The organism is Edaphobacter bradus (assembly GCF_025685645.1).
In the GTDB taxonomy this organism is placed as follows: domain Bacteria; phylum Acidobacteriota; class Terriglobia; order Terriglobales; family Acidobacteriaceae; genus Edaphobacter; species Edaphobacter bradus.
The window spans coordinates 14,553-37,098 of record NZ_JAGSYF010000002.1; the positions used below are offsets into that span (position 1 = coordinate 14,553).

A 22,546-nucleotide genomic window follows, 5' to 3' on the forward strand; every position below is an offset into this window, starting at 1 on the left:
TTGGTGATGTCGCTGGAGGAGGGCTGCGCAGAGAGGTCATTCGAGCTTCTTGAGTTGCTCGCGTGCAACCTCGGGTGTGAGCGGGAGGTATCCGCCGTCGCGCAGAACGCCCTCTTGTCCCTGGCGGCTTAGGATGTAGGTGAGAAATGCCTTGAGCTTCGGGTCTACGGGCTGGCCTGGCGGCCGATTGATGTAGACGTAAATGGATTCGACGAGCGGATAGGTCCGATTCGCCATATTCTCCAGCGTGGGCTCGACGAAGGGCCCACGTGCATCAGCAGCGAGCGCGAGTGGCCGCACTTCGTTGCTCTTACGCGCGCATTGTGGAGCGGTGTAGGCGATCCCGTAAGGATCCTTGGAGAGTGCGTCGATGATCATCTCGCAGCCTTGGGGCGGACGCGGGCCGGGTTTGAAGAGCATACCCACTTCGTTCAGCGCGAACTCGTGCAGTTCCGGGTTCCACTTATCGCCTCCCTGGAATGCCATTCGCTGCATCGAGAGGCAAAAGCTATTGGCGCTGAGATCATAAGCATAAGGATGGATAGGCTTGTCCGCCCACTCGCCAGTAAGTCCGAGTTGACCCCATGTGCGAATGTTCTTGTCGGGACCACGGGCGCTCGCAGTGGACCAATGCGTTCCTTGCCAGCCGCCCGTCCGCTGCGATCCGAAGATACCGTCGAGCTGCTGCACATCAAGTTTTACGAGAGGGTTCTTCTTATTGACGTAGATGACATTGGCGGGCATCTTTGCCGGCACATCGTAGGCACCCGTGGCAACAATGATCTCGAGGGGGTCGTAACCGTAGACCTCGTGGAAGGCGAGAGTTTCCATTGGCCAGCTGTGGTGTCCCATGAGGCCGAGGTCGGCGACGCCAGTATAGAGGGCGCCAATGGCGGCGGCGCCGCTCGGCAAAACGTCGGCGAAGCGGAGGCCGCGCTGGTGCTCGTGAATGCCTAGTTCCCAGGCGGTGAGCATCTGGAGCATCGTCTCATTGCCCCAAATCCGGATCTCGCCAAACTGATCGTTATTTCCCTGGTAGAGAGGGAGGCCATCGAGATTTTGTGCAGAGCCAGCGGTTGCCACGAGGGCTGTGATGATGAGAGCGATCATCTGTGTCCTTCGCATCGGCATTCTCCTTGAACTACTGCTTGCGTAGCGAACTTGTGAGACGACAGCGTCAACGAAGTGATCGACGAGTCTTGTCGTCTACTGGAGCTTCTGAAGCTGCTCCAGTGCGAGTTGGGGGGTTAGGGGCAGGTATCCACCGGAGCGCGACACTACGTCCTGCCCCTCGCGGCTGAGCACATAGCTGAGGAACTCCTTCACCCCAGGATCGACCGGCTCGCCTGGCGTGCGATCGATGTAGATATAAACAGACCTGCTCAACGGATAGGTGCGGTCGGCGACCGTGGACTTGCTCAGTGGTATCGGGGTTGAGCCGCCCGCTGGTGTGATGGCGAGCGGTTTCAATGCATTTGTCTTGAAGCAGAGGCATGTATAGCCCACGCCGTAGCGGTCTTTGCTGAGAGCCTCGGCGATCTTGTCTCCCTCCGGGAATTCCCTAAGACCGGGGTTCCAGATATCGCCGCCCTGCATGATGTCCTTGCGGAAGGAGAGCATGGGACCGGAGACGGGTGAATAGATCGTTACGGGATAACCGTAGACGTGGATGGGCTTGTCCGCCCACTCTCCAGTGAGACCGAGCTGACCCCAGGTGCGTATGTTTTGATCGGGACCACGTGCCGCTTCCGGGTGCCAGATGAACTTCTCATCCCATGCTCCGGTTCGCTGATCGCCAAAGATGCCGTCGAGCTGCTTGAGGCTGAGGCCAGAGAGAGGGTTGTCTTTGTTGACGAGGACAGCGAGGGCGAAGGTCCTGTCGGCAGCATCGAAGCTGCCAGTCGCGACCATAATCTCGAGCGGCAGATGGTGCTCACGCCGGAACATGACATGACGTTCGAGGGGTAATATCGGACGGCTCATCAGAGCCATATCGGCCACGTGGGAGAAGAGCGCGGCCTGTGCGGTTTCAGTCCCCTTGAGGGTATCGGAGAAACGGATTTCGGGCTGGTAGCGAACGAAGCCTTCTTCCCACAATTTCATCAGACCGGCCATCTCGTTGCTTCCCCAGCTGCGAAGGATCTCCGGCCCTGGAAGCTTCTGTTCCGGCTTGTATGGGGCCAGTTGCCGGGATGTCTGCGTGTAGACGGGGGTAGCGGCAACCGTGAGCGCGAGCAATGGCCAGAGAGGCGAGATCAAGGAACAGAGACGGTGAAAAGATTTCATGAATTACTGTTCTCCGGATTTTTATGTACGTGTTCCGGGCGTTGCACTGCTGTGGCCTCCACCATCCGGGTCATTCGAGCTTACGAAGTTGCTCGGCAACGAGCTGGGGGGTGAGGGGTAAAAAATCTCCTTCGCGCAGGGCGTCCTCCTGGCCCTGCCTGCTCAACACGTAGCGAAGGAACTCCCTGATCTTTGGTTCCACTTTCGGGTCGGCAGGAGAACCATCCGGCCGGTCGGGGGAAAAGTAGATGTAGGCGGTGCGCACAAGGGGATACGTGCGGTCGGTCGTGGTCTTGCGAGTAAGCTCGACGAAGGCCCCCGCGTCATTCTCCGCGAGAGCAAGAGGTTTCGTCTGCTGGGTCTGGTAGTTCAGCGAAGTGTACGCAATTCCGTATCGATCATGGCTGAGAGCGTCCATCATCTTTGCGCGATCGTCGTACTCCAGAAGGGACTCGTTCCAGCTATCAGCTCCTCCCATCACTCTGGTCTGAAAGAAGGAGATGCCACCGGGGTAGATACCTGGAGGGCCGTAAGCGTGGATGGGCTTGTCGGCCCAATCGCCCTTCAGTCCGAGTTGGCCCCATGTACGGATGTCCTGCTCGGTACCACGGGCGATCTCGGAGTGCCAATTCAGATCCTGCCATCCTCCGGTACGATGTGCGCCATAGATGCCGTCAAGCTGATTCACGGTCAGTTTTGCGAGGGGGTTTTCCCGGTTGACGAAGACGGCAATTGCTGCCGCCTTGTGCGGCACGTTGTAGCTGCCTGTTGCGACGGCGATCTCGACGGGATAGAGGAGTGATCGACGGTAAACGCCATAAAACTCGTAGGGGTAGATCTTGCGTGTAGATACCGCAATATCCGCAACCCACTCGTGCAGCCCGAATTGGGCAGTGGCCGTCCCCTTCAGGGTGTCTGAGAAGTAGACGTCTGGTTGATATCTGTGGAAGCCATCTTCCCATCGTTTCATCAAGGGACCCATCTGGTCACTGCCCCAACTCCGGATGACGCCGGCCAGCTTCGCACCGGGCTTGTATTCCGGAAGAGACGGGACGCTCTGCGCCCACATTGGCGCGGTCATCCCGGCGAGAGTTAAGCCGGCGAAAAGGCTGAGAGTCCGGCTGGAGGATCGATGATGAGTGACCATAGTCGGCAGTTTCATAGATGGCTCGATACGTCTGAGGTCAAGGGGCTGAAGCTAATCAAGCTTTCGCAGCGTTTCGTGAGCAGCTTCCGGATTGAGAGGGATAAACATTCCGTCGTCGACGACGATCTGCTGGCCTTCGCGACTGAGGACAAATTTGAGGAACTCTTTGAGCCGGGGGTCGAACGGCTTGCCCGGCGGCCGATTGAGGTAGAGATAAACTGAGTTAACCAGTGGGTAGGTGCGTTGATAGCAACTCTCGGCAGTAGGCTGAATGTATGGTCCCTGATCCTGTGCGCCGATTGCGAGCGCTTTCACGCCGGGATTCTTCTCGACGACACGCATCAGGTTGAAACCGATGCCGCCTGGGTCGTTTGCGACGCTTGAGACGATCTGCGCGTCGGCAGGGATCTCGACACCTCCGCGTACAATCTCGTTCATCGCGGGGTTCCACTTGTCGCCGCCTTTGAAGACGACGCGCTGGATCAGCTCCGACCAGTTGCTCAAGGTGGCGTCGATCCCGTAGAGGTGGATCGGCTTGTCCTTCCAGTCGCCCGTAAGGCCGAGCTGGCCCCAAGTGCGAATGTCCCCTTCGGGACCTCGCGCGCTCGCGGTCGACCAATGCGTCCCGTTCCAGCCGCCGGTGCGCTGGGCACCAAAGATGCCATCGAGCTGTCTCAGAGAGAGTTGGCCTATGGGGTTGTCTTTGTTGACAAAGATGATCGCAGCCGGCGTGTTGCCCTTCCTCAGATTGAAACCTCCGGTCGCGAACATCACTTCAAAAGGGTCATAGCCGAAGGTTTCCTCGAAGGCCTTGAGATCTGAGCGCCACGCGGTGTGACCCATTACATTGATGTCGGCAGTGCCGGCGCAGAGGCCGCTGAAGCCGGTTGGGAGCATGTAGTCGCCGAAGCGGACAAGGGGGTGGAGTTTGAGGAACGCATCCTCCCACTCGTGAATGAGGTGCTGTGTGAGCTCGGTTCCGTGGATGCGGATGACGCCGTGAAGTTGTTGCGGGTTGGTCTCGTCGTGGTAGGGTGGTAGGCCGCTCAGATCATATTGCTGGGCGAGGGCGGGGCGGCGTGCCATCAATGAGACCAGACCGATCAGCGCCAGAAGCCTACAAAGCCTCGCCGCCGGCGAACGGCCGCTCGTGCGTGACGAATGCGAGGCTCGCGCGAGGTCTTTGCGATTCTGGACGGCCTGCGTTCTGATCGAATTCATCTGCATCCCTCAGTCCAGCTTCTTTAGCTCTGCGGGAACATCTTTGGGATCAAGCGACATGAAACCGTCGCTTGCGGTCATGGAGGAGATGATCTCCTGGCCCTCCTTTGAGAGGGCGAGCCGCAAGTACTCCCGGATCCACGGCTCCATCGGCTTGCCTGGTGCACGGTTAACCATCAGGTGAATGCCTCCTGCGAGGGGATAGAGATCGCCAGGTGTGCCGCGCGAGATCTTGCTGTCTGCCGTCTCGGACAAAGGAAGAAGCCGGACTTTGCCGCTCAGGTCGACGGAGCGGTCCCAACCTTCGTCGACGGGAAACCAGCCGATGAAGCCGATGCCGAAGGGATCATTCGCCACTGCATTCATCACATCTTCAATGGAGGGCAGGTATTCACCGCGGGCTGTCCACGGATAGCCGCCCAGACGCATGCGCGTGGTGGAAACAACGGGCAGACCGCGCAGGGTGGGCAGATAGACGTGGATCTCGCGCTTGGCATAGTCGCCGCCATTGTTGCCCAGATTCGCTTCGTGGAAGGCGACCTGGCCCCAGCGTGTGATATCCCCCTTGGGAGATCCCTGCGTGAAGATCGATGTGACCTGATCGAGATCGAGCGCCGATACAGGGTTGCGTACGTTGACCCATACTGCGGGCGGAAACTTGCCCGGAGGATAGTGATCTGCGTCGGGCGTGTTATCCCAGCCGATCTGAACGTCGGTGGGCTGATAGCCATAGACGGAAGCGAACGCGTCCTTGTCCCAGAATGTGGCATCGCGTGCAATCGGGCCAATAGCAGATTTTCCGGAGGTGATGCCGCTGATTGCTTCTGCGGAGGACATCATATGCAAGGAAAATCTGAAGCCGGGGTGAGTTTTGACGAAGAGTTCGTTGAGCTTTTCGATCAACGGCTGAACGAGGTCATTGCCAGTCATGTAGATGCTGCCGTCCGGCCGCAAATAGGTTGCGCCGGCGGGGAACTTCACCGACTGAGCGACATAGGGCTGTGGACCATCGAGGGCCTTCTCCTGGGCGAAGCCATGAGAAGAATACGGGCCTTGCACGATGATCAGCGCCGCGGCAAAGGCAATGAGATGGATATGCCGGCGTCGCGAAGTGTTCAGGTATAAGTGGGTTGGCTTCCTGCAACTCCTCTTATGGCTTGACGGGTTCATGCAAGTGTCCTTTGGCTGTGCGATTGCCATGACTCATCGGAGCTTCGCCAGGTCGTTCCCAACTTCGACGGTATCGAGCGGGATGTAGCCGTGAGGATCCTCGGCGATAATCCGTTGCCCTTCCTTCGACAGAACCATCCGCATGTACTCCTTTACGAATGGGTCGAAGGGCTTGCCCGAGACGAGCCGGCCATAGAGATACAGATAGCGGTCCAAAGGGTAGCGCCCGCTCTGAACACTGGCTGCGTCTGGGCGAGAAGGTTCACCGAGGTCGCCACCAGTGACGTTGACGAGCTTGACGTCGGAGGTGACCTCGTTGGCGGCTACAAGCCCGATTGCGAGCGGGTCTGAGGCGACGTTCCTGAGCACGGCTGCATAGGTGGTGAACATCGCGTAGTTCACGACGGGCTGACCTCCCCCGAGTTTGCGCGTGAAGACATACTCTCCGAACGTCGGATCCTGGGAGGGGTAATGATCGCTCCAGGGAAGGCCGCAGGGATGGATGGATTGGGCTTCCAACTCGCCTTTCAGGCCAAGCTGGCCCCAGTGGCTGTAAACAGGTCTGCGGACCGGTTCCGTGAAAATGGATGTAAGCTGAGCGACCGACAGGGTGTCGATAGGGCTGCTCTTGTTCACGACAACTGCGATCGGGCTAAGCTTTGCGGCGGGAGTCACAGAGGCGTGTGCGACGCGGATTGCAAAGGATGGGCCATGGACAATATCGGTGTAGACGAGATTGCTCTGATAGTCCAGAGCCATAGGAGCGAAAGCCGTTGAGTCCCACATCAGCGAGTAGAGAGCACCGTAGCTGTTGCTCTTCACGTAGGTGAACTTCGTCCCCGGATGGGACTGAGTAAAGAGCGCGTTCAGCTTCAGGATCATCCCTTCCATGTCATCGAAGCCGACGATACGGATGGTTCCGTCCGGCATGACGTAGCCTGCGCCCTTGGGAGGCGCTGCTGGCTGGGGCTGATAAGAGGGGAGCGATGCGTCCGCCTGCCTGATGGGTGCGCCGCCAAGAGCGTTAGCAGGTGCTGTGGCCATCGTCGTCACAGCCAGGATGCCGTCGAGGACCACAAGCCACCGTATTGCCTTGCTCTTTGCCATCATCGTATGTCTCGCACTTTCATTGAACTGTTCGGTTGCAGAGTGTTCAATGCGATGCAGCTCCTTAGAAGAGCAGCTTAAGGGCGAACTGCAGCTGGCGCCCTTGAGTGGCGACGGAGGTGAGCGTACCGGCTGTACCGGATAGGGAGCCGTTGACATTGAAGATCTGCGTCTGTGCACTCGCCGGGTTGGCAAAGTTAGTGTGGTTGGTTACGTTGAAGGCCTGTGCTTGAAACTGGGCGCGTAAGCGCTCGGTAATGACCTGATCCTTCATCAGACCTGTCGTCCAGTTGAAGAGGCCCGGGCCGTCGAGGGTGTTGCGGCGGCCGGTGCCGAGTCGGGGTCCGGCGAGGCCGGGGCCGTAGGCGTAAGTGCCAGGGAAGGCGAAACACGAGGTATCGATGTAGTGGACGTTGTGACTGTTCGTGCAGCTGCGACCGTGGACGATGCGATCAGGAAACTGAAATGTCTGGGAGCCGAGCAATCCGAGAGGGTCGCCGCCGACGACCGGGGTGAAGGGGATACCGGAACGAATGGTGAAGATATTGTTTGTGCTCCATCCGCGGAGGATAGAGGTGTAGCCTCCTCCTCGCTTAATGTTCGGAAGAGGAGCGATAGCGTTTGCGGAGAAGACGTGGCGGATATCGAAATCAGAGTCTGCGCGGTCGAGACTGAGGTCGAAGGCGGGAAGACCTGAGACCGAGTTGCCAAAGCTGGCGCCCGAGACTTGCGAGGAGCTGTCATCGATGGAGTGCGACCAGGTATAGGCGATCTTGCCGATAACTCCCTTGGGAGCCGCGTAGCTGATGGAGGTCTGGAGAGAGTGGTAGATTGAGCTGCCAGCGTAGATGGTGTCGGACTCTGTGCCGACGGCGGGGTTCAATTGCAAGGCGGAGCGCGCGGCGCCGGTGACCTTGGAGAGGTCAGGCCAGTAGTAGTTGCCGGAGGGGTCCTTGCCTAAGCTGGGGACGTTGTTGATGTCATTGGTGCTGAATAACTGATGAACTCCATGCGAGCCGATGTAGCCAATCTGGAAGACTGTGTTGGGCGTGAGCTGCTGCTGGAGATTGACGTTGTTTTGGATAACGTAACTGCGAGGCGGGTTCTGGGGCGTATAGATAACGCGAAGTTGGGGTGTTGTGGTGACGAATGGTGTGACAGGAAAGAGACCCTTTCCTGTAGTGCCAGAGTACGTAACCCGTCCCTCTTGGTAGGAGGGGGCGCTCGAAAGGAGTTGGAGCTGCAATGTGTAATTCAGGGGCAGGATGTCGTAGATGCCTGAGGCGACGGACACAATAGTTTTCCCATTGCGGAAGGGATCCCAGGCAACGCCAATACGTGGCTCGAAGTTTTTGGTCGTCGGATTATTGGTGAAAAAGGTGTGGATCGGAACGGCTGCGGGCGAGGTCTGGGTGGGCAGCGCGCCGATCCGACCGCGAGTCTCAGTCGTGTCCGTCACCATCTCGTACCGAAGCCCAAGGTTGATGGTGAGGTAGTTGCGCATCTTCCAACTGTCCTGGACGTAGGCAGAATAGAGCGTCTGCCGCAAGTCGTGCGGGACAACGGGCGTTCCTGGAACGCGGCCCTCGAAGAACGTGGGCACGTTGGTGAGGAAGTTGTTGATCGATCCGAAGTTCCACTCCCCATTTGGAAGAACGCCGCCATTGGTGTTGTTCTGGATGTATTCGATCACCCCTCCGAAGGTGATGGAGTGCTTGCCGCGCACATAAGTGGCATCGTCGTAGAGTTGGTAGGAGTTGTAGTGGTAGGAGTTTGTGCCGACTGCACCTGAACCACCCTGAACGGTAGTAAGGCTGGAAACGAGAAGCTGTCCCGTAGTGTAACCGGCATAGTACGCGAGGGCGGGATTATTGACCGCAGGATTGATGACGGCCTTTTCGGTTGGAGCGATGGCGACGGAGCGGTTGTAGCCAAGCCGGAAGGAGTTGGTGAGTCTCGGCGAGAAGAGATGTACCTCTTCGATCGCAGCCGTGGTCCGGCGCGAAATAGCTTCATCGTAAAGGGTGTTGGTCTGATCCGCGGAGTCAAGCGAGGCGGTGTCGTAGAGCAGCGTACCGTGAATTGAATCGCTCTGTGAGAAGTTGTGGTCCCCGTGGACAGTGGAAAAATCCTCGTTCGCTTTCTGCGTCGTCAAAAAGCTATAGATTCCCGTATTTCCGCTTACGGTCGAATTGGGGAGGGGGAAGAGTGTGAGGAAGGGAGATACGGCGGGGCTGATCTTGAGCTGCTGCAGGCCGTTCTTACACGTGGAGCCACTGGTGCAAGTGACGAGTCCGGTGCGCGCGTTCGGTGAGAGCACGGTCGATTGCATCGAGACTCCCTGCGCCTGACGGAAGCCCTCATAGTTGAAGAAGAAGAATGTCTTGTCGCGAATGATTGGACCGCCGAGGGTTCCGCCGAATTGGTTGCGACGGAAGGAGGGCTCGCCACCACCAACCGGATCGAAGTAACTGCGGGCATCGAAGACGCTGTTGCGGATGAAATCGTACGCCGAACCGTGTAGCTGATTGGAACCCTGGCGGGTGATGGAATTAATGACGCCACCGGACATGCGGCCGTACTGCGCGGGGGCGTCCGAGGTGATTACGTTGAACTCCTGCACTGCGTCGACGCCGAGCGTGGCTCCCGAGACAGAGCCGGGGCCGCCGTTGGCGTAATCGTTGATGTTAACACCGTCGAGTCGATAACTGTTCTGCTGTGGCCGATTGCCACCGATGGTCAACTGTGCCCCCAGGCCACGGGATAGCCGGGTTGTGGCAGTGGCCGCACCTGGAAATTGAGTGAGTATCTGAGAGACACCGGAGTTGAGTGTCGCTAACGTGGTCCAGTCGCGGCCGTTGAGCGGGAGGTCTCGGGTCTGTTTTCCATCCACGATGCCCTGGACGGAAGTGTCGACAGAGTTGACCTGGTTGCTCGAGCTTTCGACTGTGATGGTGATGTCGGTTGTGGCGAGCGTCAGCGGAATGTCAAAGTCGCGCACGGCGCCAACCGTGAGCAGTACGTCGGTCTGGACGTTGGTGGCGAAACCAGAGGCCGAGGTGGTGACCTTGTATCTCCCGGCGCTGAGGTTCGGTGCGGAGTAGATGCCCTCGTTGTTCGAGGTCACATCCCGGGATACTCCAGTCAACTGGGATACGATACCTATCCGCGCATTGGGCACTACCGCCCCGTTTGGATCCGTCACCGTCCCCTGGAGCGTTGCGCCGCCGCTCTGCGCGTAACTTGCCGAAGTGAGTGCTACGGAAGTGATCGTGATTGCAGTGAGGAGAGTGCGTCTAGCCTTTGCGAACATGCGAGCTCCCGGACCGTGGAATAGCAGGGATTGCTTCCCTTCGATGAAACCAAGCAGGCTCTCCTTCGGGTCAGGAGCATTTACGGCTCCCGGAATGAAGGTTGTCTGAACTAAAAATGAAAATGGATTAATCAGATCATTGTTTGAGTTGACACAGGATATGCGTTTGTTTCTCTATCCCTCGATTCTGATCTGCCAATCGCGGATGGACCTACCTAACAGGCCAATCAAGGTAGTTGATACGTCATAATCTTTGCAACATTCTTCGTTTCTCCCGGCGAAGCCGCGACAAACATCTTTTTCATGTCTGGCAACAGAATTCCGGTTTTCGCCCCGGGAGCGCTCGGCACCTTGGCAATCATCTTCACCTGTTGCGGATCCGATGTGTCATAAATTCCGATGTAGCCCTCACCACCAGGGACATAAAGGCGGTGCGTTGTCGCGTCCATCATCACTTCGTCGGCACGCAGCGGTGCCGGCGCCTTGCTCACTACCGCCCCGGTATCGCTGTTCATCACAACGACCATGCCCGGGTCCCGGCATACTACATAGAGCCGTTTGGCTCCTTCATCAAATGCAACCATCGCGTTCGCTTTCGCCGGTAGTACGGCCCACTCCGCAATCTCCTTCATCGTCTTCCGATTGACTACGGCCAGTTTGTTCGTTTGCGCAAGATTGATGAATAGCCGGTCCCCATTCTTCTCGAGTGCCATCGCTTCAACGTGGTTGTCGTCGAACACTACCTCGCCTAGTTTCTTGCCCGTGTCCGGGTTAATTGCCTCGATCTCGGCCGTCTTCATGTCCACGTCTTTGCCTCCCGTGACGACATACCAGACGTTCGCCACAGCATCATAGCCCGCCGAATCGGCTCCAGGTGTCAGCGTTACGGTTCCCTTCTTCTCGTAGGTCGCCGCGTCCAGCACTGCTGTCATCTCCTTGCCGCTGTCAGTCACCAAGATGTTCGGCGAGTTCGGACGCACCAGCACCGTATGTGGCGCTCCGAACCCAGCGATCGTCTTCAAATGATTACCGGTCTTCAGATCGAATATTTCGAGGGTCGCATGATCCTCCGCCGCGACCAGAATCCGCCCCCGCTGGCGATCAATCGCGAAGTGGTCAAAGTCGCCTGTGTAGCCTGGCAACTCCACCGTCTTGACCAGCTTGAGTTGAGCGTTGCTTTGGGCAGCGGCACTTGTAGCTAACGTCGCAGCGGTGAGCATCAAAGCTCCCGCGAATATCTTCTTCATGGATTTATCCTCATTCTTCTCGTCTGCAAACCTCGACGGCGTGACCTTCGTAAGTCGCACGGGCTTGACGTCTCCCGTTAGCCTCGTGGGGCCGGATGAGCCGTTGCTGAACCCGCAATGAAATTGTTTTCATGTGCTGTTGACAGCAGGCGAAACATTCGACGTTCGAAATCGCAACGGCGCAGGCACAAGAATCAACTGAAGCGAACAATCGAATCGCTCACTAGACTTGCAAACACGCCTTTGGCGTTGTTTGTTGATCCTGAATGAGTTTTCATGCTTGATTCATGGGTACTTCATTCCGGCCAAAGTAAATGGTCGGGGTATCAGATTGAGACAATGCTGCCGGCTCCTGGGTCACAGCCCTTAGCCTGCTCGCTCTGCTTTTTTAGACACACCCAAGGACTCCATGTACGTCGCCTCCGTTGATCCCGCATCCAGTCTGCAACAGGAGGTCGATACACCCGGTTGGCAATTTGCCGTAATCGGAGGCATCCTCGGCTGGGTGCTCGACGCCTTCGACTTCTTCGTTGTCGTCTTTCTCTTCAACGAGCTCTCCGCGAAGTTCCAAGTCAGCAAGTCCGCCATCGTTGTCTCGCTCACCCTTACACTTGCCATGCGTCCCGTCGGCGCTCTCCTCTTCGGCTGGCTCGCGGATCGCTTCGGCCGCCGCCGGCCGCTCATGGTGTGCGTGCTCTACTTCTCCACGATGACCGTCCTCAGTGGCTTCGCGCCCAGCTACCTTGCGTTCATGATCTTTCGCGCACTCTACGGCATTGGCATGGGTGGCTACTGGGGCATCGGAGCGGCCTACTCCATGGAGAGCGCTCCCCGCCGTAAACGAGGCTTCCTCTCCGGCATGATGCAGGGCGGCTATCCTTTCGGCTACCTCATGGCTTCTATTGCCATCCAGACCGTCCCACCGCGCTTCGGTTGGCAGGCCATGTTCGTAGTCGGCTCGGTCGTCGCCGTGCTCATCGTGCTTATCACTCTGAAGGCTCCAGAGTCTGACGCCTGGAAGCTGCACCGCAGCCCATCGATCTGGTCCATGGGCGCGACCCTCATGCATAACATCCGCCCCTTTGCTTACCTTCTGCTCGTGATGACCGTAATGACCTGCCTCTCGCACGGCACCCAGGATCTCTACCCCGACTTCCTCAAGGGCCTCCCTTGGGTTACTAAGGCAACGGTCTTCGGCATGAAGGCGACATATGGCATTCCCGTCCTTTACAACGTCGGCGCGATCATCGGTGCGATCATCATCGGCGGGTTGTCCGAGCGCATCGGCCGTCGCTATGCCCTCATGATCGCCCTCACGCTCTGCCTGATTTCGATCCCCGCCTGGGCCTTTGGCGGCACACTCGTCGCTATTGTCCTCGGCTCGTTCTGCATGCAGACCGGCGTGCAGGGAGCCTTCGGAGTCATCCCGGCGCACCTCAATGAGCTCTCGCCAGACGCCATTCGCGGCCTCTTCACAGGCTTCGTCTACCAGCTTGGCGTGTTGTTCTCTTCGCCGCTGCCAGCGCTCCAGAATCTTCTGGAAAAGCGCCTCGGCTATTCCTGGGCACTGACCTCGTTCGAGCTGTGCGTCATCGCATCGCTCATGCTCATCTTCGGATTCGGCCCAGAGAATCGCGGGCGCAGCTTCAAAACCAGGAGTCCCATCCCATGAAGATCTCCAAAGCATTCCTAGTGGGCACAATCTTTGCCACTTCCTCCATATACGCGCAGACCGGATCGCAACCCGCAACGAAGCCGACCAACCGCACGCCGGCAGCCCTCGCGAACGTCGCGAGCGCGGCCGACTACAAACCTGGTCCGCCGGCACCGGGCGTCATCCGCGTTTGGGGCAACGACTTCATGACCAGGCTCGAATCCATCTGGGAAGAGGGCTTCCGCAAGTTTCATCCGGAGATCCGTTTCGAGGACACCCTTAAGAGCTCCGCCCAAGCTGTAGGCGCACTCTACACCAACGTCGCCGACGTCGGCCTCCTCGGCCGCGAGCCCTGGCCCATGGAAGTCCTGGGCTTCCAGAAGATGTTCAACTACGACCCGCTCGCCATTGCCGCGGCCACGGGAAGCTTCGACGCCGAAGGCAAGACCTGGCCCTTCATCATTTTTGTTAACAAAAGCAACCCCATTCAGCACCTCGATCTCCAGCAGCTCGATGCTATTTTCGGCACCGGCCTCAAGCGCGGCGCTAAAGTGCCCATCACGCGCTGGGGACAGCTCGGTCTGACCGGCGAGTGGGCCGACCGCCCAATCCATGTCAACGGCTACGACATGCAAATTCCCGGATTTACTTATGGCTTCCAGCAGATCGTCTTCATGGGCAGCGACAAGTGGACCGGCAGCCTGCGGGAGTTCTACAACACCCATTACCCGGATGGAAGGCTCATCCATACCGGTGGCGACCTCATGACAGCTGAGATCGCGAAGGATGAGGATGCCATCGGCTTCACCGGTATGCAATTCGCCAACGACGGCGTCAAGTTTCTACCGATCTCCGTGAACTCCGGAGGCCCCTACATCACACCCAACGTCGAAAACACCGCCAACCGCACGTATCCGATGGTCCGCGCCATCTATATCCTGGTCAATCGTAAACCCGGCACGCCGCTTGACCCCAAGCTCAACGAGTTCCTCCACTACGTCCTCAGCAAACAGGGTCAGGCCGACGTACTCAAGGAGGGCGACTTCCTCCCCATGCCCCCCGAGTTCCTCGCGGAGCAACTCAAGAAGCTCGACTAGGAAATCCTTGATGAGGCGAGGCTGCTTTAGGCAAAAGATGCAGACTTAGCGTTCAAAGGCCACGCTAAGGTCCCACACCCGACTGTCGAAAACCCTTCTTGCACGCCAGGCAGCCCCGACGTTTGCCTTCAAAAGATGATCTTCAGACCGAACTGGATCTGCCGTTCTGTCGTCGACGTCGTCGTCAGCAAGGGGCTATTCAGTGGAGTTCCTGCCGCATTGAACAACGCCGACGCTGTCCGCGACGGAACTGAGAAGTTTGGATGGTTTAGCAGATTGAATGCCTCCGCGCGGAACTCAACCCTGGCCGTCTCAGAGAGTCGTGCAAACGATGTATTTTTCACTATCGAAGCGTCAAGCGTTGCAATGCCTGGTCCGAATACCGAGTTGCGTCCTGCGTTGCCAAGCCGAGGGAAGTAGCCACCCGTCGCCGGGATATTCGCCGGGAAGGCGAAGCAGCTACGCTTCAGGTAGTTGGCCTTGTCCCTCAGGTTTACCGGGTTTCCAGTGCACCCCGGCCCCATCAGACGATCCGGAAGCGAGAGCGGGTTGTTGTTGCTCAAGCCCAGCGGGTCGCCACTGATCAGGGGCGTGAACGGCAGTCCACTCGCAACTCGCACGATGCCCCCAAGTTGATATCCGCTGGTGAGCGCCCGTATGAAAGCCTGCGAGGCTTTCGGCCCTTCGAAGGTATAAAGCCCATTGATGACGATGTTCTGGCCAATATTGAAGTCCGAAAGTCCCTTAAATCTGCCGATCACCGTCGGGAAAGGAGAGATGATCGAGTTCGTGAAGTTCGTCCCGCCATTCGAAGATGAAGACTCGTCGATCGATTTCGCCCATGTATAAGCAATACCGAGTCGTGCATTCCTGGCCGATCCCCGCAACGCTACATTCAGCGCATGGTAGCTCGTCGATTCATTGAATAGTGTCGTATCGACGCCGCCGACCTTTGGGTTCTGCTTGACTCCGGTCGTCTTACACGTCTGCACGCCCTTGACGGTCGTGCAGGCAAACTTCGGCCAGATCAGGTTATGCAGGTCCGACGTCTGTAACGGCTCCACGATGTTTCCATCGTTCGCCTTCAATGTCTGCCGAACTCCGTGCGATCCGGTCCAGCCCATCTCCAGGCTTATATTCCTCGCCAGTTCCTGTTGGATATTCACAATGAACTGCTGCACATAAGGACGTCCCGGATTCTGCTGGATGTATGTCACCTTATTGGTTGCCGCGGCAATCGCCAGTGGATATGTCTTAGCAGGAAACGTGCCCGCGAGAACCGTCGTATCAGTCAAGTTGGCCGTGCTGCCATAGGGGGCAACCGTCAGAGTCGAGAGCGTGAACTGGTACGTAAGCGGAAGATTGTCATAGATGCCATACGAGGCTCGGACAGAGGTCTTGCCGGCACCAAACGGATCCCACGCAACGCCGACACGCGGAGCAAGATTTGTCAACGTAGGATTCTGAAAGAGCGCCCCTCCAAGTTTGAGCGTTGGTGAAGCAGGGTTCGTCAGTGTGGCGATATGTCCATACTTCTCCGTGACGGAACTCGTCGGCTCGTACCGTACGCCATAGATCAACGTGAGATTCTTCCGGAAATGGTAGCTATCAAATGCGTACGCGCCGTACACCTTCTGCCGCAGATAGATCGGGATACCGCTACCGGGAATGTTTGAGGTGAACTGAGTCGGTTTATTCGTCAGGAAATTCGAAAGCGATCCAAACGTAAAGAAGCCGTTCGTGACGTTTCCGCGATCGTTGGATTGAATCTGCTCAAAGGAGAACCCCACCTGAAGCGAGTGACTGCCTTTGGTGATGTAGACGTCATCAGCCGCCTGGTAACTGTTGTAGTGCCAGGAGTAGGTTCCCTCCGCCCCTACACCCCCAAAAAACGTGCTCAGACCTGAGATCTGCAACTCACCCACATTCTGCCCCGGCACAAATCCCAGAGCAGTATCGGAAGCCAGCGGGTTGATCGCAATACTCGAGGCCGGCGCGATCGAAAAGGTGTATGCATAGCCGACGCGCGCGAAGTTCACAATGTTCGGCAAAAGCTGATGGGACTCCTGGATCGAATACACCTTGCGGTTGATATTCAATCCCGTTAACACAAAGTTGAACCCGTCCGGCTGGGTGTCTGTCGAGTCATCGCTCAGGGCCGTCCCATGAATCGCATCCCTGGGCGAAAGCGTGTAGTCGGCGCGGCCGGTGAACAGGTTCTCGCTTGCCACTGCCTTTGAGTCAAACGTCCACGTGCCCACGTCACCGCTCGTTCCTGCGTTAGGCAGAGGGAACAGCGCCAAATATGGAATCACGGCGGGGCTGACTGTCACATGCCCAGACACCAGCGCTCCGGTACGGGCAGCGGCGCTCGGCACTGTATCGATCGTCGCCGTCGTCCGGCTCTGACGTAGCCCTTCATAGTTGAAGAAGAAGAACGCCTTGTCTTTGAGCACCGGGCCACCGATCGCCCCGCCGAACTGGTTGCGCTTGAACGGTGCCGAGCCGGTCGAGAAGTAGTTCTTCGCATCCAACGCGCTGTTACGGATAAACTCATACGCTGAACCGTGGAACTTGTTCGTCCCTTGGCGCGTTACACCCGAGATCACGCCTCCCGATGTACGGCCATAGTCCGCTGTCGCATTCGAGGTAACAACCGAGAACTCCTGGATTGCGTCGACGCCCAGCGTCCCGCCCAAAGCTCCGCCCGGGCCCGATCCGGAGTAGTCGTTTGTCGTAATTCCATCCAGACGATAGTTGTTCTGCTGCGGACGCGTGCCACCAATCGAAATCTGCGTGCCGACTCCACGGTTCGACCGGGTGTTGTCGCCAGATGAGATGTTCAGCTGATTGTCAACCGTGTGAACGTTCGGCTCGAGAACGCTCAACGAAGTCCAGTCGCGTCCGTTTAGTGGAAGCTCGCGTAGCGTCTTGCCGTCCACGGTCTGATTCAACTGAGTCGAGCCCAGGTCCACCACCGGCGTAGCTGAGGTCACGTAGACCGTCTTGTCTTCGGTGCCTACTTGCATCTGCACCTGAAGCACGGTGTCGTGACTGACGTCCACGAGCGCCTCGGCCTTTGCGTTCGCAAACCCTGCCTCTACAAAGGTCACATCGTATGTTCCAGGATCGAGGTTGGGCTCATTGAACAGCCCACTCGCCGTCGTCTTCAACACCTGCGAGATTCCCGTCGACCGGTTGGTGATCGTCACCGTCACACCAGGGATTACGGCACCGGTCGGGTCCGTAACGGTTCCTGTGATAGATCCGCCAGACACCTGTGCGACGGCTCCTGTCACGCCTGCCAACAGAAATGTCGCCAACACCAAAACGTTTGCTGCACTTCGCGTGGCTCTCATTTTTTTTACTCCCTAACTTCGTTGCGTGTTTCGCAGAAAAACTCTGACCGCCCCCAAACTGTTCGAAGCCGCTCCTACTCGAGCTTCCTCCGTCCTTCCTTCACCATGTCCGCCGTCAAGGGCAGGTATTTTCCATCGCGAGCGATATCCATCTGCCCCTCCTGGCTCAGGATGTAACGCATGAACTCCTTCACCGTCGGATCGCTTCCTGGATTCAGGTACATGTACACCTGGTCGTGAAGCGGATAAGTTCGGTTCTGCACCGTCTCGACCGTGATCGGGATATATGGTCCGCCGTCCTTCGACGCAATCGCGAGAGCCTTAGTCTGCGACGTCTGGAAGGTCGTCTCCGAGTACGCGATTCCATACGGATCCTTCGACAGATCCTCCAGCATCAGCTCGGCTCCGATCGCAAGGGTCCCATCTGCCTTCGAGTAGTTCGCGTACTCCATAAGCGTCGGGTTCCACTTCGAGCTACCCTCCAGCACCTCATCCTCAAATCGCACCGCCTGGTGATACCGCAGGTTCACGCCGTACGCGTGAATGGGCTTGTCCTTCCACTCTCCCGTTAACCCCAGCTGACCCCATGTGCGGATGTTCTGCGCCGCGCTGCGCGCCCGCTCCGGATGCCACGTCGTACCTTCCCACGCGCCTGTACGTTCTGCGCCGAAGATGCCTTCCAGCTGTGCCATCGTCAGCTGGGTCAACGGGTTCGACTTGTTCACGAATATCCCGAACGCCGGCGACCAGCCCGGAACGTCATACGACCCCGTTGCGTAGACAATCTCGATAGGATCGGTGTTCTTCAACCGTTCATAAGCGAGCAGGTCTTCGAAGGTCATTCTGCGCGACGGCCCGAGGTCGGAGACCCCTAGGAACAGCGCAGGAATCGCCGCAGATGGACTCTTCAGGTTGTAAACGAACTTGACGTTGGGATGGAATTTCTTGAAGCCTGCCTCCCAATACTCGCCTATGTGGCTGTCCGCAACATAGTTCGAACCCGTCATCCGAATTGTGCCTGAGATCTCCTGCGTCGGCACGTAGTGCGGCAATGCAGAAAGGTCGAACTTGGTAATCGGATAACGCACCAGGTTCCGACGACTGGCGACGTGCTCATTACGTGCCTTCTGCACTTCCAGCGCATTGCGACCCTGCGCGTGTAGCGTGCCCAATCCCACAGATAACAACAAAACCGAAAGTAGAGCGCCCGTCCCGAGTTTGGGCTTTCCTCTGTGTTTCATCGTCATGGACTCCCTCGTTTCTTCCTCAGTGTCACTGTTAGCCCTGCGCAGACTTCCAATCCTCGAATTGGTAGAAGGACTCGATCTCGCCTCGGATTATGCTGACCTGGGGGTTGTTCCTCAGGTTCGCGCGGCGGATTGTCGCAACGGAAAAAAATTCAGTTTGCGAGGCAGCTACACCTTGTAGGTTTGCAGAATGAAGGCGGAATGAAGCGCTCATGAAATCCGGTTCATGTGCTCTTGATCAGACTTACGATCGTTCGCTCCAGCTGCTACGATGATCGATCGATTCCAGGAAAGGCAAAATCAGCCTTGATACGCTCCGTCGGCAACGAAACCCAATTCATGAAATCAATTTCACCTTCACATCACGTATCTTTCATTCCGGCAACCTCAAATGCTCCTGCACCTTCGATCCGAATCATGATGATTTTCAACCTACGTCTTACTGGTATCCTCTCCCTCGCGTTGGTTCCTCTTTTCCTTGTTCCCGCTCACGCCCAGACCTCCGCCGATCAGCAGAGGTTGGACAAGGAGTCCAGCGACGAACAGGCCGCTCGCGCCAAAAGCGTCACCAGCAAGGGCAGGCTGCGCGCCTACACCCGCAAGTGGGACCTCTCCGATCTACCTCCCTACGTGCCGCAGGTCAAAGTCTCCGGAACCATTCGCGAGTGGGGCTCAAACTACCTCGCCGACAGCCCGCTCGCTGGCTACTGGGAGACCGCGTTCCAGAAGTTTCAGCCCGATATCAAGTTCGACGATCACCTCAAGACCAGCGAACACGCCATCTCCGCTCTCTGCTTCGGCGTCTCCGATCTCGGTCCCATGGGCCGACAGATCATGTGGGATGAGCGCACGGCGTTTCAGCGTGAGTTCGACTACCAGCCCACCGGAATCGTCGTCATGACAGGAAGCTTCGACGTGTCCGGCTGGAACCCGGCCATCGGCATCTTTGTCAACAAAGCCAACCCGCTCGCCCATCTCTCGCTCAAGCAGCTCGATGGCATCTTCCTGGCCCCGCGCTCTGGCGCCTGGCGCGGCCTGACGTTTGACGAGTCGCTCGCCCGTGGCCCGGACGGTAACATCACTACCTGGGGCCAACTCGGCCTCACTGGCGAGTGGGCCGACAAGCCTATCCATGTCCTCGGCTACAACCTGCTCTTCCACTTCCCTGAGGAGATCACAACCCGATCCATGGGCGGCGTTACCGATAAGTGGAACGAGAACCTCGTCGAGTACGCCAATAAGGTCATGCCCGACGGCACCCTCAAGCTGGCAGGTGACCTCATGCTGCAGGATCTCGCCAAGGACCCCTATGCCATCGCCTACGTCGCCGGCGGCAGCAAGTGGGCCGGACCTCAGGTCAAGACAGTCGCCCTCGGCGCCAGGGACGGCGGCCCCTACTTCGATCTCACCATTGAGAACGTTCAAAGCCGCACCTACCCTATGTACGCCGACGTCTTCTTCTATCTCAACCGCGATCCGAAGAAGCCCGTCGATCCCAAGTTGAAGGAGTATCTCCGCTTCCTGCTCAGCCGCGAGGGCCAGCAGCAGGTCGTCAAAGACGGCAAGTACCTTCCCCTCACCGGCGAAGTAGCCCGCGAACAACTTAAGAAACTCGAATAATGAAACGCTAAGGACCCCCAATGAACCTGACGGCACTCTATCTCGCTGCCCTCCTCGCTTGTCCTGCTTTCGCGCAGCAAACGGCAGAGCACAACGACGCCTTCCGCCTCGTCGCGAAGATCCCAGTCCCCGGAATGACCGGCACCTGGGATCACCTTGCCGCCGACTCTTCCACCAGCCGTCTCTTCCTCTCCGCACAGGAAGATAACGAGGTCCGCGTCATCGATCTTGCCGGCCGCAAACCGCTCCACACCATCTCCGGCGGCTTCAATCGGCCGCAAGGCGAGTTCTTCGTTCCCGGAGCCAACTCCCTTGCGGTCACCAACGGACGCGACGGCACGCTCCGTTCCTTCGACGGCAAAACCTACGAGCCCATCAAAGTACTCTCACTCACTCTCGGCGCCGACATGATGGACTACGACCCAGAGTCCAAATACCTCTACATCGATCATGGCGGAGTCGATTCCAACCGCGGCCCCGGCGCCCTCGCTGTCGTCGACACAACCGACTGGCATCTGGTCAGGGACATTGCCACGGAGTACCGCCCCGCCGCGCTCGAAATCCAGCCCTCGACCCATCGCCTCTTCGTTACGCTTCCCGGCCTCAGCCAGGTCGGCGTCATTGACACCCGGACCTCAACCATCATTGCTCGTTTCCAGGCACCCAGGCCGACTAAGCCTGTTGCCATCGCGCTCGACACAGCCGACAAGCGTGTCTTCGTTGGGACCCGCTCCCCGGACAACTTCATAGCCTTCGACACGGAGACCGGCAAGACAGTCGCAACACTCGACAGCCTCAGCGGCATCGAGGGCATGTACTTCGACGCCGCGCACAAACGCATCTACGTCACCGGGCTGGATGGTAACGTGCAAGCCATCCAGACAATCGACCCGGATCACTACAAGGAGCTCGCCCGCTTCTTCACCGGGCCCAAGGCCGGAACCTCAATCTTCATTCCCAAACTGAATCTCTTCTGTGTCGCCTTGCCACCGGCAGACGGCAAGGTCGCCGAAGTCTGGCTCTTCGAGCCTCTCCCCTAACCGACATGACCATCAAAGAGACAATCCTCCTCGGGGCCTTGCTGTTGCCCGCACCGGCCCACTCCCAGAGCCCTGAAGACCTCGCCCCCTACCACCCCGACCAGGCGGTCTCCGGTACCATCACCAGCTGGGGCCATGTATTCCTCAAGAAGGTCATGCTCGACTGGGAAGCCGGCTTCCAGAAGTTTCATCCCGACATCCACTTCAACGACAACCTCGTCTCGAGCGCAGCCGCCACTGGAGCCCTCTTCACCCATACTGCCGACCTTGGCATCCTGGGCCGCGAGATCCGTCCCATGGAAGTCGCCGGCTACAGCCGCGTCATGAAGCAGAAGCCTTTTCCCTTTGAGGTCATGACAGGTAGTTTCGCCAACGCCGATAAGTCCGTCGCCCTTGGCATCTTCGTCAGCAAAGACAACCCACTCAAGTCCATCACCTTCGCCCAGCTTGACTCGGTCTTCGGAGCCGAGCATCGTCGCGGCAACCGGAACATTCGTACCTGGGGTGAGCTCGGCCTCACCGGTGACTGGGCCTCGCGCCCCATCAACCTCTATTCGGGCGTACTCGACGCTGCCCCCGGCTTCTTCTTCTCGCAGGTCGTCATGCGCGGTAGCTTGCTTTGGAATGAAAATCTCAAGCCTCTTGACGATCTCGATCTTCCAGGCGGCAAAGTATACGAAGCCCAGCAACGCATCGTGGACGCCCTCGGACAGGACCGCTTCGGCATGGCTCTCTCTGGCGCAGGTGCCTACAACCCTAACGTCAAGCTGCTCTCCGTCTCTATCGAAGACACCGATCCGAAGATTCTTCCCACTCCAACTACTGTGGCCGATCGCACCTACCCCTTATCGCGCTCCGTTTGGATCTACATCAACCACAAACCCGGCGAGCCAATCGACCCAATGATTCGTGAGTTCCTCCGCTACATCTTCAGTCGCGAGGGTCAGCAAGCCGTAGCCCGCGACGGCGACTATCTTCCGCTCACCGACAAACTCGCCGCCGAACAACTCCGCAAGCTCCACACTCAATGATCGCTTC

At 58.1% G+C, this 22,546-nt stretch carries 15 protein-coding genes; 5 read left to right on the plus strand and 10 right to left on the minus strand.

Translation table 11 applies throughout. From position 1 onward, the window contains the following. Window positions 1-36 precede the first annotated feature (36 nt). The 8 genes from OHL16_RS06265 to OHL16_RS06300 form a co-directional block, all read right to left on the minus strand. Window positions 37-1,125: a PstS family phosphate ABC transporter substrate-binding protein gene (locus OHL16_RS06265; protein ID WP_263366257.1), complete on the minus strand. Its 1,089-nt coding sequence runs from the start codon at window positions 1,123-1,125 to the stop codon at window positions 37-39. Between the two features lie 81 nt (window positions 1,126-1,206). Continuing rightward, on the minus strand, window positions 1,207-2,286 hold the full coding sequence (locus tag OHL16_RS06270) for a PstS family phosphate ABC transporter substrate-binding protein (protein ID WP_263366258.1): 1,080 nt from the start codon (window positions 2,284-2,286) through the stop codon (window positions 1,207-1,209). A gap of 70 nt (window positions 2,287-2,356) precedes the next feature. After that, entirely contained in the window at window positions 2,357-3,448 is a 1,092-nt protein-coding gene (locus OHL16_RS06275) for a PstS family phosphate ABC transporter substrate-binding protein (protein ID WP_263366259.1), read from the minus strand. A gap of 36 nt (window positions 3,449-3,484) precedes the next feature. Beyond that, window positions 3,485-4,654, minus strand: a complete 1,170-nt coding sequence (locus tag OHL16_RS06280) for a PstS family phosphate ABC transporter substrate-binding protein (RefSeq protein WP_263366260.1) — start codon at window positions 4,652-4,654, stop codon at window positions 3,485-3,487. A gap of 9 nt (window positions 4,655-4,663) precedes the next feature. After that, a complete protein-coding gene (locus OHL16_RS06285) occupies window positions 4,664-5,824 on the minus strand; it encodes a type 2 periplasmic-binding domain-containing protein (protein WP_263366261.1) in 1,161 nt (386 codons plus the stop codon). Between the two features lie 33 nt (window positions 5,825-5,857). After that, window positions 5,858-6,934, minus strand: a complete 1,077-nt coding sequence (locus tag OHL16_RS06290; protein WP_263366262.1) for a PstS family phosphate ABC transporter substrate-binding protein — start codon at window positions 6,932-6,934, stop codon at window positions 5,858-5,860. A 61-nt stretch (window positions 6,935-6,995) separates the two neighbouring features. Further along, window positions 6,996-10,244, minus strand: coding sequence for a TonB-dependent receptor (locus OHL16_RS06295; RefSeq protein WP_263366263.1), 3,249 nt, complete (start codon window positions 10,242-10,244; stop codon window positions 6,996-6,998). Window positions 10,245-10,471: 227 nt separating this feature from the next. Beyond that, the gene (locus OHL16_RS06300; protein ID WP_263366264.1) at window positions 10,472-11,491 is read right to left on the minus strand and encodes a YncE family protein; all 1,020 of its coding nucleotides are present in this window, start codon (window positions 11,489-11,491) and stop codon (window positions 10,472-10,474) included. 409 nt (window positions 11,492-11,900) lie between these two features. On the opposite strand from OHL16_RS06300, the gene OHL16_RS06305 reads away from it, so the two are divergent. Beyond that, window positions 11,901-13,163, plus strand: coding sequence for an MFS transporter (locus tag OHL16_RS06305; RefSeq protein ID WP_263366265.1), 1,263 nt, complete (start codon window positions 11,901-11,903; stop codon window positions 13,161-13,163). Then, a complete protein-coding gene (locus OHL16_RS06310; protein ID WP_263366266.1) occupies window positions 13,160-14,242 on the plus strand; it encodes a PstS family phosphate ABC transporter substrate-binding protein in 1,083 nt (360 codons plus the stop codon). The genes OHL16_RS06305 and OHL16_RS06310 overlap by 4 nt, the downstream gene beginning before the upstream one ends. A gap of 128 nt (window positions 14,243-14,370) precedes the next feature. Here OHL16_RS06310 and OHL16_RS06315 read toward each other — a convergent pair whose 3' ends face one another. Then, a complete protein-coding gene (locus tag OHL16_RS06315; protein WP_263366267.1) occupies window positions 14,371-17,601 on the minus strand; it encodes a TonB-dependent receptor in 3,231 nt (1,076 codons plus the stop codon). Between the two features lie 74 nt (window positions 17,602-17,675). Then, window positions 17,676-18,848: a PstS family phosphate ABC transporter substrate-binding protein gene (locus tag OHL16_RS06320; protein ID WP_263366268.1), complete on the minus strand. Its 1,173-nt coding sequence runs from the start codon at window positions 18,846-18,848 to the stop codon at window positions 17,676-17,678. 417 nt (window positions 18,849-19,265) lie between these two features. On the opposite strand from OHL16_RS06320, the gene OHL16_RS06325 reads away from it, so the two are divergent. Genes OHL16_RS06325 through OHL16_RS06335 form a run of 3 tightly spaced genes read left to right on the plus strand, consistent with a single transcriptional unit; the run spans window position 19,266 to window position 22,539 of the window. After that, window positions 19,266-20,468, plus strand: a complete 1,203-nt coding sequence (locus OHL16_RS06325; protein WP_263366269.1) for a PstS family phosphate ABC transporter substrate-binding protein — start codon at window positions 19,266-19,268, stop codon at window positions 20,466-20,468. Between the two features lie 20 nt (window positions 20,469-20,488). Beyond that, entirely contained in the window at window positions 20,489-21,508 is a 1,020-nt protein-coding gene (locus OHL16_RS06330; RefSeq protein ID WP_263366270.1) for a YncE family protein, read from the plus strand. 5 nt (window positions 21,509-21,513) lie between these two features. Continuing rightward, a complete protein-coding gene (locus OHL16_RS06335; protein ID WP_263366271.1) occupies window positions 21,514-22,539 on the plus strand; it encodes a PstS family phosphate ABC transporter substrate-binding protein in 1,026 nt (341 codons plus the stop codon). The last annotated feature ends 7 nt before the right edge of the window (window positions 22,540-22,546 follow it).

Excerpts from the sequence above, each read along its gene's own strand:
- OHL16_RS06265 (WP_263366257.1), bottom strand. The coding sequence starts at position 1,125 with ATGCGAAGGACACAGATGATCGCTCTCATCATCACAGCCCTCGTGGCA.
- OHL16_RS06270 (WP_263366258.1), bottom strand. The coding sequence starts at position 2,286 with ATGAAATCTTTTCACCGTCTCTGTTCCTTGATCTCGCCTCTCTGGCCA.
- OHL16_RS06275 (WP_263366259.1), bottom strand. The coding sequence starts at position 3,448 with ATGAAACTGCCGACTATGGTCACTCATCATCGATCCTCCAGCCGGACT.
- OHL16_RS06280 (WP_263366260.1), bottom strand. The coding sequence starts at position 4,654 with ATGAATTCGATCAGAACGCAGGCCGTCCAGAATCGCAAAGACCTCGCG.
- OHL16_RS06285 (WP_263366261.1), bottom strand. The coding sequence starts at position 5,824 with ATGAACCCGTCAAGCCATAAGAGGAGTTGCAGGAAGCCAACCCACTTA.
- OHL16_RS06290 (WP_263366262.1), bottom strand. The coding sequence starts at position 6,934 with ATGATGGCAAAGAGCAAGGCAATACGGTGGCTTGTGGTCCTCGACGGC.
- OHL16_RS06295 (WP_263366263.1), bottom strand. The coding sequence starts at position 10,244 with ATGTTCGCAAAGGCTAGACGCACTCTCCTCACTGCAATCACGATCACT.
- OHL16_RS06300 (WP_263366264.1), bottom strand. The coding sequence starts at position 11,491 with ATGAAGAAGATATTCGCGGGAGCTTTGATGCTCACCGCTGCGACGTTA.
- OHL16_RS06305 (WP_263366265.1), top strand. The coding sequence starts at position 11,901 with ATGTACGTCGCCTCCGTTGATCCCGCATCCAGTCTGCAACAGGAGGTC.
- OHL16_RS06310 (WP_263366266.1), top strand. The coding sequence starts at position 13,160 with ATGAAGATCTCCAAAGCATTCCTAGTGGGCACAATCTTTGCCACTTCC.
- OHL16_RS06315 (WP_263366267.1), bottom strand. The coding sequence starts at position 17,601 with ATGAGAGCCACGCGAAGTGCAGCAAACGTTTTGGTGTTGGCGACATTT.
- OHL16_RS06320 (WP_263366268.1), bottom strand. The coding sequence starts at position 18,848 with ATGACGATGAAACACAGAGGAAAGCCCAAACTCGGGACGGGCGCTCTA.
- OHL16_RS06325 (WP_263366269.1), top strand. The coding sequence starts at position 19,266 with ATGATGATTTTCAACCTACGTCTTACTGGTATCCTCTCCCTCGCGTTG.
- OHL16_RS06330 (WP_263366270.1), top strand. The coding sequence starts at position 20,489 with ATGAACCTGACGGCACTCTATCTCGCTGCCCTCCTCGCTTGTCCTGCT.
- OHL16_RS06335 (WP_263366271.1), top strand. The coding sequence starts at position 21,514 with ATGACCATCAAAGAGACAATCCTCCTCGGGGCCTTGCTGTTGCCCGCA.